Annotated in this window: 12 protein-coding genes; 9 read left to right on the forward strand and 3 right to left on the reverse strand. The window is 68.8% G+C overall.

Going from position 1 to position 15,288, the window contains the following annotated elements; genetic code table 11:
* Positions 1-123 precede the first annotated feature (123 nt).
* Entirely contained in the window at positions 124-1,260 is a 1,137-nt protein-coding gene (locus tag FZ033_RS14435) for an MFS transporter (RefSeq protein ID WP_232847484.1), read from the forward strand.
* A gap of 20 nt (positions 1,261-1,280) precedes the next feature.
* Here FZ033_RS14435 and FZ033_RS14440 read toward each other — a convergent pair whose 3' ends face one another.
* Together FZ033_RS14440 and FZ033_RS14445 are read right to left on the reverse strand one after the other, a co-directional pair.
* On the reverse strand, positions 1,281-2,624 hold the full coding sequence (locus tag FZ033_RS14440; RefSeq protein WP_149576820.1) for an ABC transporter ATP-binding protein: 1,344 nt from the start codon (positions 2,622-2,624) through the stop codon (positions 1,281-1,283).
* Positions 2,625-2,635: 11 nt separating this feature from the next.
* Positions 2,636-4,384, reverse strand: a complete 1,749-nt coding sequence (locus FZ033_RS14445) for an ABC transporter permease (protein WP_149576821.1) — start codon at positions 4,382-4,384, stop codon at positions 2,636-2,638.
* An 835-nt stretch (positions 4,385-5,219) separates the two neighbouring features.
* On the opposite strand from FZ033_RS14445, the gene FZ033_RS14450 reads away from it, so the two are divergent.
* Both FZ033_RS14450 and cydB read left to right on the forward strand, forming a co-directional pair.
* On the forward strand, positions 5,220-6,614 hold the full coding sequence (locus tag FZ033_RS14450; RefSeq protein WP_149576822.1) for a cytochrome ubiquinol oxidase subunit I: 1,395 nt from the start codon (positions 5,220-5,222) through the stop codon (positions 6,612-6,614).
* Between the two features lie 40 nt (positions 6,615-6,654).
* On the forward strand, positions 6,655-7,659 hold the full coding sequence (gene cydB / locus FZ033_RS14455) for a cytochrome d ubiquinol oxidase subunit II (RefSeq protein WP_149576823.1): 1,005 nt from the start codon (positions 6,655-6,657) through the stop codon (positions 7,657-7,659).
* 28 nt (positions 7,660-7,687) lie between these two features.
* Here cydB and FZ033_RS14460 read toward each other — a convergent pair whose 3' ends face one another.
* The gene (locus tag FZ033_RS14460; RefSeq protein ID WP_188079496.1) at positions 7,688-8,437 is read right to left on the reverse strand and encodes a ribonuclease HII; all 750 of its coding nucleotides are present in this window, start codon (positions 8,435-8,437) and stop codon (positions 7,688-7,690) included.
* Positions 8,438-8,645: 208 nt separating this feature from the next.
* On the opposite strand from FZ033_RS14460, the gene ypfJ reads away from it, so the two are divergent.
* The 6 genes from ypfJ to FZ033_RS14490 all read left to right on the forward strand — a co-directional run bounded on the left by ypfJ (position 8,646) and on the right by FZ033_RS14490 (position 15,288).
* On the forward strand, positions 8,646-9,548 hold the full coding sequence (gene ypfJ, locus FZ033_RS14465; RefSeq protein WP_149576824.1) for a KPN_02809 family neutral zinc metallopeptidase: 903 nt from the start codon (positions 8,646-8,648) through the stop codon (positions 9,546-9,548).
* A 259-nt stretch (positions 9,549-9,807) separates the two neighbouring features.
* On the forward strand, positions 9,808-11,445 hold the full coding sequence (locus FZ033_RS14470) for an acyl-CoA dehydrogenase family protein (RefSeq protein WP_149576825.1): 1,638 nt from the start codon (positions 9,808-9,810) through the stop codon (positions 11,443-11,445).
* 313 nt (positions 11,446-11,758) lie between these two features.
* The gene (locus FZ033_RS14475; RefSeq protein ID WP_012113283.1) at positions 11,759-12,040 is read left to right on the forward strand and encodes an acyl carrier protein; all 282 of its coding nucleotides are present in this window, start codon (positions 11,759-11,761) and stop codon (positions 12,038-12,040) included.
* A 9-nt stretch (positions 12,041-12,049) separates the two neighbouring features.
* Positions 12,050-12,523, forward strand: coding sequence for a 3-hydroxyacyl-ACP dehydratase FabZ family protein (locus FZ033_RS14480; RefSeq protein ID WP_149576826.1), 474 nt, complete (start codon positions 12,050-12,052; stop codon positions 12,521-12,523).
* Entirely contained in the window at positions 12,516-13,709 is a 1,194-nt protein-coding gene (locus FZ033_RS14485) for a beta-ketoacyl-ACP synthase (RefSeq protein ID WP_149576827.1), read from the forward strand. Before FZ033_RS14480 ends, FZ033_RS14485 begins: the two co-directional genes overlap by 8 nt.
* A gap of 295 nt (positions 13,710-14,004) precedes the next feature.
* A complete protein-coding gene (locus FZ033_RS14490) occupies positions 14,005-15,288 on the forward strand; it encodes a beta-ketoacyl-ACP synthase (RefSeq protein ID WP_149576828.1) in 1,284 nt (427 codons plus the stop codon).

Consider the following 15,288-nt stretch of genomic DNA (forward strand, 5'->3'; position numbering starts at 1 on the left):
GTTGGAGAAGGTCATGAACCGCCCCGCGGCCCTGCCGCTCGCCTGATGCCGGCCCCGACCACCCTTACAGCCGAACGGCGGCCCGCCATCCCGAGGACCGTGTGGGCACTGGGTTTCGTCAGCATGTTCATGGACATCTCCTCGGAGATGATCCACGCGCTGCTGCCCCTGTTCCTCACCGCGACGCTGGGGGCAAGCGTGGCGATGGTGGGCCTCATCGAGGGCATCGGCGAATCCACCGCCGCCATCGTGAAGGTGTTCTCGGGCTATCTTTCCGATCGCCTCGGTCGGCGCAAGCCATTGATCCTGCTTGGCTATGGACTGGGCGCCGCGTCCAAGCCCCTGTTCGCCCTGGCGGGCGCGCCGGGGCTGGTGCTGGCCGCACGCTTCGCCGACCGCATCGGCAAAGGCATGCGCGGAGCCCCGCGCGATGCCCTGGTCGCCGACGTCACGCCGCCCGAGATCCGCGGCCGCGCCTATGGGGTGCGCCAGGCCCTCGACACCGCCGGCGCCTTCATCGGCCCGCTGCTCGCCATCGCACTGATGGCGCTCCTCGCCGACGACATGCGCGCGGTGTTCTGGTTCGCCCTCATCCCGGCGGGGCTGGCCGTGCTGTGCGTGGTGATCGGGGTGGAGGATCGCGCCGCCCCGCAGGAGGGAGCTGAGCGCCGCCCGCCGGTACGCCTCGCCGACCTGCGGCAGCTCGACCGGGCATTCTGGGGCGTCGTCGCCATCGGCGTGGTGTTCACGCTGGCGCGATTCAGCGAGGCGTTCCTGGTACTTAAGGCCAACGACGAGGGGCTGCCCCTGGCGCTTGCCCCGCTGGTGCTGGTGGCCATGAACGTGGTCTATTCGCTGGGCGCCTATCCGGCCGGGGCGTGGTCGGACCATGCCCCGCCGCAGCGCCTGCTGCTCGCCGGCATGGGTGTCCTGATCGCCGCCGACCTTCTGCTCGCCTTGGTGCCGGGCCTTGCCGGCGCCTTCCTCGGCATCGCCCTGTGGGGCGTCCACATGGCGCTGACCCAGGGCCTTTTCGCCAAGCTCGTGGCCCAGAACGCACCGGCTTCACTGCGCGGATCAGCGTTCGGCCTGTTCAACCTCGCCACCGGCATCGCCATGCTCGCGGCCAGCATCGTGGCCGGCCTGCTCTGGGAGACGCACGGCGCCACAGCGACATTCATCGCGGGTGCGATCCTGGCCTGCGTCGCGGCGGCGCTGGTGGCGGGCCTTGGACGCACCGCCCCGCCGCGGGGCGACTGAGCCGCGGCGGGGCGATCACCTCAGGTCGGGTTCTCCAGGTTGAACTGGCGGGTGTGCTCGTCATAGCCGAACAACTCACCGTAGCGCCCCCAGGTAATGAGGGCGCGCAGGGTGTTTTCCGCGAAGTCTTCGGACATATAGTCCTCCAGCTCCTCGGAAAAGCGCGTGAACGGCGCCTTGTGGCTCGGCCGCTCGTCCAGCACCCGGCGGATGAGGGCCGCCAGCGGCACGTAGGCCAGAAGATGCTCGGCGAACAAGCGCTTGCGCGCGTCGACATCCAGGTCCACGAACCGCCGCCCGGCCTCGGTGAGGGTCACGTCGCCCGCTTCCAGCTCGGCGAAACGCATCAGCTGCAGCGTCTCGACGATGGGGAACAGCTCGTCCACCTCCATCTGCAGGGTGGCGGCGAGATCCGGCAGGTCGGCCTTGCCGGCGTAGGGCGGCGCAGCCAGCGCCTCCATCAAGCCCGAGATGAGGTTGGTGGAGATGTGGGGCAGCGCCATGCCGATACCGGTGCCCGGCAAGGCGCCTTCGTCCCTGCGTGCCTCCTTGTCCGCCGGGGTGCGCTGGGTCATGCGGCCATAGATGTCGTCCACGATGGCGCGGAACACGGGATCGAGCCGCGAGCGCGGATGCGGCAGGTCGATCCTGATCTCCGCCGCCACCCGGCCGGGATTGGAGGAGAAGATGAGGATGCGGTCGCACATCAGCACCGCCTCCTCGATGTTGTGGGTGACCATGAGGATCGACTTGATGGGCAGCCGGCCCTCGATCCACAGGTCGATGAGGTCGGTGCGCAGGGTCTCGGCGGTCAGAACGTCCAGCGCCGAGAACGGCTCGTCCATGAGCATCAGGCGCGGATGCACCACCAGCGCCCGGGCAAAGCCCACGCGCTGGCGCATGCCGCCAGACAATTCCTTGGGATAGGCGCTCTCGAAGCCGTCGAGGCCGATGAGGTCGATGGCCTCGATGGCGCGGCGGCGCCGCTCGGCCGCCGGTACGCCGATGGCCTCCAGCCCCACCTCCACATTCTCCAGCACGGTGAGCCAGGGGAAGAGTGCGAAGCTCTGGAACACCATGGACAGGCCCTCGCTGGGGCCAGTCACGGGCTTGCCGCGCCATTCCACGCGCCCCGAGGTGGGCTTCACCAGGCCCGAGATGATGCGCAGGAGCGTGGACTTGCCCGAGCCCGAGCGGCCGAGCAGACCCACCACCTCGCCCTCGCGGATGGTGAGGGAGACGTCGTCCAGCACCACGAGGTCGGCATTGTCGCCCTTGGCGTAGACCTGCCGCACACCCGTGGCGTTGACGAGGAAGGCGCCTTCGGTTGCGGGGCGCGGCGCGGCGCGATCGATCACAGCCATTGTTTCCTCCTTCAGTCGAGGCGCAGGCGACGGCCGGCGAACGTGAACATGGGACGCCACAGCAGACGGTTGAAAAAGATGACGAAGATGGACATCACCGCGACCCCGAGCACGATGCGCGGATAGTCGCCGGCTGCCGTCGCGTCGGCGATGTAGGCGCCCACCCCATGGGCCCTGAGCGTGGTGTCGCCCCAGCTTGCCACCTCGGCGACGATGGAGGCGTTCCATGAGCCGCCGCTCGCGGTGATGGCGCCGGTGACGTAATAGGGAAAGATCCCCGGCAGCATCACCTTGCGCCACCAGTTCCAGCCGCGGATGCGGAAGGTGGAGGCGGCTTCCTTCAGGTCGTTCGGGAAGGCGCTGGCACCGGCCACCACGTTGAACAGGATGTACCACTGGGTGCCCAGCACCATCAGCGGCGACAGCCAGATGTCCGGGTCCAGCCCCAGCCGCACGATGGCCACTACGGCGAACGGAAAGACGATGTTGGCCGGGAAGGCGGCGAGGAACTGGGCCAGCGGCTGCACCCGCTGGGCCCAGCGCGGCCGCAGCCCGATCCACACCCCGATGGGCACCCAGATCAGGGTCGCCAGCGCGATCAGCACGATCACCCGGATCATGGTGAGGACGCCGAGGCCGAACACCTGGGCCACCTCGGGCAGGCTCAGCTCGGTGGCGACGAAGGCGACGATCACATAGAGCGCATAGCCGGCCACGGCGAACACCAGCGCCAGCCAGATCCCCTCCGCCCAGCGGCTGGCCCAGGCCCCCTCCACGACGCGGCGGGTGTCCAGCGACACCGGCGCGGAGAAGGAGAGGCGCTGGCGCGGCACCGCCGCCAGCATGGCGCCCAAGGGCTGGAGCACGCGCTGGAACACGAAGGTGCGGCGGGCGGCGGACAATAGCCAGGAGCGCGGCGCCGGCCCGCCGGCGGAGGTCTCCACCCGGAACTTGTCGGCCCACGCCACCAGCGGGCGGAACAGCAGCTGGTCATAGAGCAGGATCACCGCCAGCATGGCGAGCACCGCCCAGCCCACGGCGGCGAGGTTCTGCTCCTTGATGGCGAGCGCCACATAGGAGCCGACGCCCGGCAGGGTGATGGTGGTGTCGCCCACCGAGATGGCCTCCGAGGCCACCACGAAGAACCAGCCCCCCGACATGGACATCATGGTGTTCCACACCAGGCCCGGCATGGAGAACGGCACCTCCAGCCGCCAGAACCGCTGCCAGCCGGTGAGGCGGAAGCTGCGGGTGGCCTCGTCGAGGTCGCGCGGCACCGTCTTCAGCGACTGGTAGAAGCTGAAGGTCATGTTCCAGGCCTGGCTGGTGAAGATGGCGAAGATGGCCGCCAGTTCCACCCCCAGCACCCGGCCGGGGAACAAGGACATGAACCCCACCACCGTGAAGGAGAGGAAGCCCAGCACCGGCACCGACTGGAGGATATCCAGCATGGGCACCAGCACCATCTCCGCCCGCCGGCTCTTGGCCGCCAGCGCACCGTAGACGAAGGTGAAGACCAGCGAGGCCACAATGGCCGCAAGCATGCGCATGGTGGTGCGCAATGCATAGTCCGGCAGCATGGCCGGATCGAGCGAGACCGGCGCAAGGTCGAGCGCCGCCAGCGGAGCCAGCGTCTCCTTGCCGCCGTGGACCACGAGAATGAGCCCGCCGAACAGCAGGCCGAAGGCGAGCGCGTCCCAGAGGTTCGGCGCGAACGTGCGCCGGCGGCCCGCTTCCAGGGCCGGGTGATGCATCGTCATGAGGTCAGGATCCGATTTCGGCGTGAGGGATCGGCCGGCGGAAGCATACCGCGCACTGCCCGGGAACAGCGCGGGCGAGAACAGCATGCTCAACGCATTGAATTCGAAGTGCTCTTCACCCGCGCCCGTTGGGGCCTTGCCGGTTGGAAGACGCGTTCGACCACGGCCACACGGCGCCGCGCGCGGCGGCGTCAGTGCCGACTTCGGTCCCGTCCCGCAGCGCTGGTCCGGCAGGTGCGATGCCTGCGAAACAGGGGCTTGCGCAAAGGATGTGTGCGGAAAGGAAGCGTCCGCATGGGTTCACCTTTCATCCCGGAGCCTGCAGGCGGCGGGAGGACGAACCGGACGCGAAAGGTCAGGTCCGTGCCGCTGCGAGCAGGCTCGAGCTAGATCGACTGGAACTGTCCATCAGAGGAACGACTTTCGATTGACCGGCACGGGGCCGTCGCGCCCGCCTATCGCGCCGGGAAACGGCGAGGTCAAGGCCTTTTTGCAATGCGGCAACACGCCTGCGCGAGCCGCCGCAAGGGCAGCGGCCGCCCCGGCACCGGCGTCCGGTCGCGCTCCCTGCGGCAACGCGGCACCAACCCTGTGGTGCACAGGGGGACATCCCGTATCGACGCCGTCCCGGTAGGCGGATATCGTCCGTGCGTTTTCCGGGACATGCTGCGCCCGGGCCGGAGCGTCACACCGGCGGGAGCAGAAGGCCGGCCTGGGCATTGTCCAGATCGGGATCCAGTCGGCGGCGAGGGTTCAGGTCCCTGTCGCGCCACGGCGGATCCGGTCGGACCACCTCATGCCGGTCACCCTGGGCGAACGACAAGGAGCGGACCCGATGGATTTCGATCCGGTGACCCTCGCGCGCATTCAGTTCGCCTTCACGGTCAGCTTCCACATCATCTTCCCCGCCTTCACCATCGGGCTGTCCGCCTTCATCGCGACGCTGGAACTGATCTGGCTGAAGACCGGGCGCGACGTGTACCATCGCCTCGCACGGTTCTGGACCAAGATCTTCGCGGTCTCCTTCGCCATGGGCGTGGTCTCCGGCATCGTGCTGTCCTACCAGTTCGGTACCAACTGGAGCCGCTACGCGGAATTCGTGGGCTCTGTGGTGGCTCCGCTCATCGGCTTCGAGGTGCTCACCGCCTTCTTCCTGGAGGCGACCTTCCTCGGCATCATGCTGTTCGGCTGGAACCGGGTGCCGCCGTGGCTGCATGTGCTGTCGTGCTGCGTGGTGGCGTTCGGCACCTTCATGTCGGCCTTCTGGATCCTTGCCGCCAACAGCTGGATGCAGACCCCCGCGGGCTTCGAGCTGCGCGAGGGCCTCGCCTATCCGCTGGACTGGCTGAAGATCATCTTCAACCCGAGCTTCCACTGGCGCCTGCCCCATATGCTGCTGGCGGCCTATCTGACCACCTCACTGGTGGTGCTGTCGGTGGGTGCGCGCTACCTCCTGGCGGGCAAGTTCCCCGAGGAATCGCGGGTGATGATGGTGATGGGCATCGGAATGCTCGCCATCGTCGGCCCCATCCAGGCCTTCGTGGGCGACAGCCACGGCCTCAACACCGCCCACTACCAGCCGGCCAAGATCGCCGCCATCGAGGCCCACTGGGACAGCAAGGAGCCGGCGCCTTTGGTGCTGTTCGCCTGGCCCGATGAGAAGGCGGAAAAGAACCTTTTCGAAATCTCCATCCCCCGTGGCGCCTCGTTGATGATCACCCACAGCCTGGACGGCTTGTTCCCCGGGCTGAAGGACTTCGCCCCGCAGGACCGCCCGCCGGTGCTCGGCCCCTTCTTCGGGTTCCGGGCCATGGTGGGCGTGGGCGTGGTGATGATCCTTCTGGGCTGGATCGGCGCCTGGTTGATCTACCGGGATGAGGAGACCATCACCCGCTGGTACCTGCGCATCTGCTCCTGGGCATGGCCGCTGGGCTTCATCGCCATCCTCTCGGGCTGGGTCGTCACCGAGCAGGGCCGCCAGCCCTGGGTGGTGGACGGCCTGCTGCGCACCGAGGACGCCATGTCGCCCCTCGCCGGCTGGACCGTGGCGCTGACGCTGGTGCTGTTCCTCATCGTCTACGGCATCATCTTCGCCACCGGCCTCTATTTCATGAACCGCCTCATCACGCGCGGTCCCGGCGGCACGCTGATCGAGCCGCCCGGCACCGAGCGGCCCACCCGGCCCATGGCCGCCGCCCACGGCGAAGGCCAGATGACGCCGGGCACCTGAAACATCGTCCCGTCAACCGACGTGTGAGAGGATAGAAGCCATGGAATGGTATCTCCCCGTCATCTGGGGCGTCATCATCGGCGTCGCGGTCATCATGTATGTGGTGCTCGACGGCTTCGACCTGGGCATCGGCATCCTCTTTCCGTTTGCGAAGGAGGAGCGCGAGCGCGACACCATGATGAACACGGTGGCACCGTTCTGGGACGGCAACGAGACCTGGCTGATCCTCGGCGGCGGCGGCCTGTGGGTCGCGTTCCCCAAGGCCTATGCGGTGGTGATGCCGGCGCTCTACCTGCCGGTCATCATCATGTTGCTTGCCCTGGTGTTCCGCGGCGTCGCCTTCGAGTTCCGCTGGGTGGCCATGACCAGCCGGCGCTGGTGGAATGCCGCCTTTGCCGGCGGATCGCTGGTGGCGGCCTTCTCCCAGGGCGTGATCCTGGGCGGGCTGGTGCAGGGCATCACAGTGAAGAACGGCGCCTTCGCTGGCGGCCCGCTGGACTGGGCGACACCGTTCGCCGCTTTGTGCGGCATTGGCGTGGTGCTGGGCTATGCGCTGCTCGGCGCCACCTGGCTGCTCATCAAGACCGACGGCGTGGTGGCTGAGCGGGCCCGCGCCCACGCCATTCCCCTGCTGCTGGCGGTGATGGCCATGATGGCGGTGGTCAGCCTTTGGACCCCGATCGCCTTCGACCGCATCGCCACCCGCTGGTTCTCGCGGCCCAACATCTTCTTCCTCGCGCCGGTGCCCGTCATCACCGTGCTTGTCGCACTGGCGGTGCTGCACTGGCTGAAGTCCGGGCGGGAAATGCTGCCGTTCTTCGGCACGGTGGGGCTGTTCGTGCTCGGCTTCCTGGGCCTTGCCATCTCCACCTTCCCCTATCTGGTGCCGCCGAGCCTCACCGTGTGGCAGACCGCGGCCGCCGCGCCGAGCCAGATCTTCATGTTGTTCGGCGTCATCTTCCTGCTGCCGGTGGTGCTGGGCTACATGGCGTTCGTCTACTGGATCTTCCGCGGCAAGGTCCGCGAGGGAGAGGGGTATCACTGAGGGGGCTTGCGCTGAGGGGGATGCCCCCTCAGTCCGCCTCTTCCAGTTCCCCCGCTGCCTGGAACAGCCCGAGCTGCTGCTCGCGCACCGGCGCGAACGACCGGCGGTGGTGCAGGCACGGCCCGTGCGCCTTCAGCGCCGCGCCATGCTCCCGCGTGCCGTAGCCCATGTGGCGCTCGAACCCGTAGGCGGGAAAGGCAGCACCGACGCCCGCCATCAGCCGGTCGCGCACCACCTTGGCCACGATGGAGGCCGCCGCGATGGAGGCGATGAGCCCGTCGCCGCCGACAATGGCCTCGACCTCGCAGTCGACCCGCGGCGGATCGTTGCCGTCCACCAGAAGGAAGGCCGGCCGGCACGGCAGGCCCCGCACCGCGCTCGCGAGCGCCCAGAGCGTTGCCTGGCGGATGTTGTCGCGGTCGATGCGCGCCGGCGGTGCGAGGGCAATGGCGACCTCGGCGGTGGCGCAGATCTCGAGATAGAGCGCCTCGCGTTTTGCCCGCGTCAGCTTCTTCGAATCATCGAGCCCCTGCGGCACCCGCGTCGGATCCAGCACCACGGCCGCCGCCACCACGGGGCCGGCGAGCGGCCCCCGGCCCACCTCGTCGGCACCGGCGATCGGGGCGATTCCCTCGCCGTAGAGCGCGCGCTCGCGGGTGAAGTCGAGGCCCACCCAGCCTGTCGGGCCAGCCCCCGCCTTTGGCGGCCGGCCGCGCGCCCGCGCTGTCGCAGGGCCGGGATTGGAGGACTGGGGCTGGGCTTTCGGGCGCGACGCCATGGGGGCAGTGAAACCTTGATCTGACCATGATCGGGACGCCCCCGGACGATGAGCGGCCCGGGTGTCTTGATAGCATGGAACCCCGGGGACGGGCTGGGCATTGCTCCCGTCACGATGTAAGCCCATGTTCGAGAACGCGTCCAAGGCCGCCCTCGGGAGCCTGGACGTGACCTGATCAAGGCCGGAAAGCCTGTGCGGGAGGCGCGCGATGCGTTGGGACGATTTCCGCTCCAGCGATAATGTGGAAGACCGGCGGGGCGACGGCGGTGGTGGTGGCGGCTTTCAGATGCCGGGCGGCCGGGGCGGCCTCGGCATCGGCACCATCATCATCGTCGGCATCGTCGGCTGGGCGCTGGGCATCAACCCGGCGGTGCTCATCGGCGGGCTGGAGGCCATCAACGGCATGGGCGGCGGCAGCGCGCCGCAGCAGCAAGCCGCGCCGCGCACCGCCCCCCAGGGCGCACCCAAGGATGAGCTTGGCCGATTCGCCGCCGCCGTGCTCGCCCAGACCGAGGACGTGTGGACCGAGCTGTTCCGGGCCGAGGGCAAGACCTACCAGGATCCCAAGCTGGTGCTGTTCTCCGGTGCCACGCGCTCGGCCTGCGGCGGCGCGCAATCGGCCATGGGGCCGTTCTATTGCCCGCTCGACCAGAAGGTCTATCTCGACCTCTCCTTCTTCCAGGAGATGAAGACCCGCTTCAAGGCGCCGGGCGACTTCGCCGCCGCCTATGTCATCGCCCACGAGGTGGGCCACCACGTGGAAAACCTCATCGGCATCCTGCCCAAGGTGCAGCAGGCGCAGGCGCGCGCCACATCGCGGGCGGAGGCCAACAATCTCTCTGTCCGCGTGGAGCTGATGGCCGATTGCCTCGCCGGGGTGTGGGCCTACCACGCCAACGCCCGCTTCCGCATTCTGGAGCAAGGCGACGTGGAGGAGGCGCTGAACGCCGCCACCGCCATCGGCGACGACAAGCTTCAGAAGCAGTCGCAGGGCTATGCGGTGCCCGACAGCTTCACCCACGGCTCCTCGCAGCAACGGGTGAACTGGTTCACGCGCGGGCTGAAGGGCGGCTCCATGCAGCAGTGCAATACCTTCTCCGGGCCGATCTGAACCGGCCTGCGCCTGATTGCGCAGGGATGCCCCGGCACGTCCGGGCCAGCCGCCGTCGTGTTCGCGCGACGGCGCGTGCTGGAGAAGCCGGCAGGTCACGACGACCATCCCTCCAGCGCCTTGCCGCTCCCCCTTGCATTGAATCGATAAAGCCCGCACCAATTTGCCAATGTCGGACCCGTGGGCATGCACCTGCGGGCCGGCCGGTGCCGGCGCACCGCTCCCGAGACGAGGAGCCGGGCCCCGGCGGGGAAACGCCATGGACTTCACGCCCCTCGCAGACGAAGTCTCGAACCAACCGCCGCCCTACGCCGACATCAATCTCGCCGCCGGCGACCCAGCGCTCACCGCCGCGGCAGACCGGGCCGGAATGAACGGGGCTCTCCTCGCCTTCGGCGCCCAATGGGGCGGCTCGGACCAGCTTGCCCTCGGCCGCCTCGCCAACGAGAACCCGCCCGAGCTGCACAGCCATGACCCCCAGGGCCGGCGCTGCGACGTGGTGGAATTCCACCCCGCCTATCACGCTTTGATGGCGCAGAGCATGGATGCGGGGCTCCACTGTTCCAGCTGGGACGGTCCGGCGCGGCCCGCAGAGGCGCGGCGCGGCAATGCCCAGCGCGCGACGCGGCTCTATGTGGTGAGCCAGGTGGAGGCGGGCCATGTGTGCCCCCTGACCATGACCCACGCCGCCCCCGCCAGCCTTGCCGCGGCGCCGGAGCTGCTGCGCGATTTCCTGCCGCGCATCCGCGCCCGCAATTATGACGGCCGCTTCGTACCGTTCTGGGAAAAAGCCTCCATCACCATCGGCATGAGCATGACCGAGCGGCAGGGTGGCACCGACGTGCGCACCAACACCACGCAGGCCGTGCCCACCGGCGGCAGCGAATACGAGATCACTGGCGCGAAGTGGTTCCTCTCGGCCCCCATGAGCGACGCCTTCCTGGTGCTCGCGCAGGCGCCCGGCGGCCTCACCGCCTTCCTCATGCCCCGCTTCCGGCCCGACGGCGGCGTCAACGGGGTGCGCCTCACCCGGCTCAAGCGCAAGCTCGGCAACCGTTCCAACGCCTCCTGCGAGGTGGAGTTCGAGCGCGCCTTCGCCTGGCGGGTGGGCGAGGAGGGGCGCGGCATCGCCACCATCATCGGCATGGTGCAGATGACGCGGCTCGACTGCGCCGTCTCCTCAGCCGGCCTGATGCGCGCGGCGCTGGCGCGGGCGCTCCACCATGCCCGCCATCGCACCGCATTCCAGAAGAAGCTGGTGGACCAGCCGGCCATGGCCATGGTGCTTGCGGATCTCGCGCTGGACCAGGAGGCCTTCGCCGCCCTCGCCTTCCGGCTTGCCTCGAGCTTCGACGAGGCGAGCGGCTCCGGCACCGAGGCCGCCCATGCCCGGGTGCTGACGCCGGTGGCGAAATTCGCGGTGTGCAAGGCGGCGCCGGCCTTCATCGCCGAGGCCATGGAGGTGCTGGGCGGCAACGGCTATGTGGAGGACTGCGCCCTGCCGCGCCTCTATCGCGAGGCGCCGGTGAACGCCATCTGGGAGGGCTCGGGCAATGTGATGGCGCTCGACCTCGCCCGCGTCGCCTTCCGCGAGCCGGACCTGGTGCAGGCGATTCTCGCCAACCTCAAGGAGCGCACCCGCGGCCTGCCCGGCGCCGCCGCCACGGCAGAAACCGTATCACAATGCCTCCACTCTGGCGACCGGGAGGCCCGCGCCCGGCGCGCCGCCGAGGCCCTGGCCCTGCTGGCAGCCGCGGCCGCGCTCGCCGAATCGGCACCGACTGTCGTTGCGGAAGCCTTTGCCGCCACGCGCCTCGCCACAGCGCGCGGCAGCTACGGCGCCAACGCGATCGACGCCGTGCGGGACCTCATGCTCGAACGGACGCTTGCAGCATAACGTAACGGCAAGTCCAGTGCCGTCGCGGCGCGCGCTCCTCTCCTGCTGTTGCCTCCTGCTCTTGCCTCCCGCGGCCAAGCATGCGAAGGACGGCCAATCGCACGGCGCCGCCGCGGAGAACCCTTCGCGCGGGCCGTTCGGCGTCGGCCATTGAAACCTCTTGCAGCCTTCGCTATAGGGGCCGACAACTCATTTCCGAAGGGGCCATGCGGCCAGCCCTCGGCCCTGAACGCAGACCTTGCATGATGCCCAAGGGCGTGATGCGCGGGCCGGCGGCGAGCAGAGCGGCCGAGCACACGAGAGGCGTCAGTCCATGTCTTCGACGTTCGACACGGTGGCCAATATCATCGCGGAAACCTGCGATATTCCCCGCGACACCATCACGCCGGACAGCCACGCCATCGACGATCTGGGCATCGACAGCCTCGACTTCCTGGACATCGCCTTCGCCATCGACAAGGCGTTCGGCATCAAGCTGCCGCTGGAGCAGTGGACCCAGGAAGTCAACGACGGCAAGGCCACCACCGAGCAGTATTTCGTGCTCAAGAACCTGTGCGCCCGCATCGACGAGTTGGTCGCTGCGAAGGCCGCGTGAGGCGCCTAGATGCGTCCTGAAGTCTTCAAGATGATCGACCGGGTCGTGTCCATCGACCCGTCGCTTCAGAAGATCCACTGCCAGGGACTGGTACCGGAAGAGAGCTCCATCTTTGAGGGGCACTTTCCCGGCTATCCCATCATGCCCGGCGTGCTGCTCATCGAGGCCATGGCCCAGACCACCGGCTGGCTGGTGCTTGCCCGCAACCGTTTCAACAAGATGCCCTTCCTCGCCACCGTCAAGGAGGCGAAGCTGCGCACTTTCGTGCTGCCGGGGCAGAATCTCGACCTTTATTCCGAGATCCTCCACGAGGGCTCGGGCTTCGTCGTGGCGAAGACCAACGCCACCCTCGAAGGCAAGCCCATCTGCTCCGCCGAGCTCACCTTCCGCGTGCTCCCCTGGCCGGAAGGCAAGATGAAGCCCGTGGTGATGAAGGTGGCCGAGCACGTCTCATTCCCCCTTGCGGACTTTGCAGATGCCTGACGTGAACGCTGGCCGGCGCCGGATCCACCGCGACGTGTGGATCACCGGCATCGGCCTCGTCTCCTCCCTCGGGGAGGGGCTGGACGCCCATTGGGAAGCGCTCGCCTCCGGCGCCTCGCCTGTGACCGACGCCACCACCTACGCGCCCTATGTGGTCCACCCCCTCGTCAAGGTGAACTTCGACACCCAGATCCCCAAGAAGGGCGACCAGCGGCAGATGGAGCCCTGGCAGCGCATCGGCACCTATGCGGCCGGCCTTGCGCTCGACTCGGCGGGGATCGCCAAGAATACCGAGATCCTGTCGAAGACCGACATGATCGTGGCGGCCGGCGGCGGCGAGCGCGATTTCGCCGTGGACGCCTCTATCCTCAACGAGCTGTCCACGTCCAACGATGCCGGCCGGCTGCTCAACGAGCGCCTGCTGTCGGACCTGCGGCCCACACTGTCGCTGGCGCAGCTGTCCAATCTTCTGGCCGGCAACATCTCCATCGTGCACGGCGTCACTGGCTCCTCGCGCACCTTCATGGGCGAGGAGAGCGCCGGGGTGGACGCGACCCGCGTGGCCTATTCGCGCATTGCCGCCGGGCAGAGCGAGATCGCCCTCGTGGGCGGCGCCTACAATGCCGAGCGCGAGGACACGCTGCTCCTCAACGACCTCGACAATTTCTGCCTGAAGGGCGACCTCAAGCCGGTGTTCACCGCGCCGGGCATCGCCTCCGGCTCCATGGGCGCCTTCCTGGTGCTCGAATCGCCGGAGCACGCCACGGCGCGCGGGGCCAAGCCCATCGCCAAGCTGTCCGGCGTATGGTCGGAGCGGGCGAAGCGCGCAGTGGAAGGCGCCGTCGCCGAAAAGGTGAGGGCGCTTCTGGCCACTGCCGGAACGCCAGCCGGAACCGCCATCATCTCCGGCGCCACCGGCGGGCATGACGCCACCGAGGCGGAGCGGGAGGCGCTGGCCGCCTCCGGCCTGACGGTGCGCGCGGTGGCGAACCGCATGGGCCACGGCTTCGAGGCGCAGTTCATCGCCGGCCTGGCGCTGGCGGCTCTCGCCGTGTCGAAGGGCACCCTGTTCCCGCCGCTCGCGGGCGATCCGCTGGAGCAGGAGGGCGACGCCGCCGAGCGCATCGTGGTGACGCAGGTGGGCCACTGGCGCGGCGAAGGCGCGGGGCTGGTGGAGAAGGCGTGAGGCGGGACCGGGCCGCCTTCTGCCTCAGCATTTTGCGGCGCTCTCGACCGGCTTTTGTATTGTCATCGCCCCTCCGCTCCGGCGGGCTCGGGCTACGACATGACGGTCGCGGGAATGATGCGCAACCGGCCCGCGGGACGGGACAAGGCGCCAACGCATTGTCCTTTCCGCCGCCTTCGGCTTATTTTCCGGACCCGTCGGCACCAACGCTTGCGCAGCCGCAGCCTGCGCGGGGCCGGGGGACACCATGGACGGCGCCTGGGGCGGGCGCGCTTCACTTAAAGGAGCCGCGAACATGACGCAGGCGCATCTTGACAAGTTCGGCCGCCCCATCGTGGTGGTAACTGGCATCGGCATCGTCACCTCCCTGGGCCAGGGCAAGGAAGACAACTGGCGCCGCCTCACTGCCGGCGAGTCGGGCATCCACACCATCACACGCTTCCCCATCGAGGGCATGCGCACCACCATCGCCGGCACAGTGGACTTCCTGTTCGACGGCCGCGTCGCCGCCCCGAACCTGTCGGAGAAGCTGGCGACGCTGGCGGCGGAGGAGGCCATTTCCGAGGCCGGCATCGGCTCGGAGGGGGATTTCCCCGGCCCGCTGTTTGCGGCCGTGCCGCCCGTCGAGCTGGAATGGCCCGAGCGGCAGCAGCTCGCCGATGCGGTGGGCCACTACCCCATCGTCTATCACGACCTGCTCGGCGCGGCGGCCTCCGGCAAGTTCCGCCCGTGGCACGAGCGATTCCTGTTCGGCTCGGTGGCGGATCGGCTCGCCGACCGCTTCGGCACCCGCGGCCAGCCCATCTCGCTCTCCACCGCCTGCGCGTCGGGGGCGACCGCCATCCAGCTCGGCGTCGAGGCCATCCGCCGCGGAGAGACCGATGTGGCGCTCTCCCTCGGCACCGACGGCTCGGTACACCCGGAAGCGCTCATCCGCTTCTCGCTGCTCTCGGCGCTGACCACCGCCAACGACAATCCCGAGGGCGCCGCCCGCCCCTTCGCCAAGAATCGCGACGGCTTCGTCATGGCCGAGGGCGCCGCTGCCCTGGTGCTGGAGAGCTATGAGCATGCGGTGGCGCGCGGGGCGAAGATCCTCGGGGTGCTGGAAGGCTGCGGCGAGATGGCGGACAATTTCCACCGCACCCGCTCCAGCCCCGACGGCCGGCCCATCATCGGCTGCATGACCAATGCCTTCGCCGACGCGGGCGTGACCCCCGACGACGTGGACTACATCAACGCCCACGGCACTTCGACGCCGGAAAACGACCGCATGGAATATGTGGGCATGAAGGCTGTGTTCGGCGAGGAGAAGCTGGCGCAGACCCCCATCTCGTCCAACAAGTCCATGATCGGCCACACCCTGACGGCGGCGGGCGCCATCGAGGCGGCGGTGTCGCTGCTCACCATCGCCAACGGCCGCATCCCGCCGACCATCAACTACAACATCCCGGACCCGGCCATTCCCCTCGACGTCGTGCCCAACGTGGCGCGCGACGCGCAGGTGCGGCGGGTGATCTCCAACTCCTTCGGCTTCGGCGGGCAGAATGTCTGCCTGGTGCTGGCGGGGGAGCCGGCGTGA

Origin of the sequence: Xanthobacter oligotrophicus, from assembly GCF_008364685.1 — a bacterium.
GTDB classification, from domain to species: Bacteria; Pseudomonadota; Alphaproteobacteria; order Rhizobiales; family Xanthobacteraceae; genus Xanthobacter; species Xanthobacter oligotrophicus.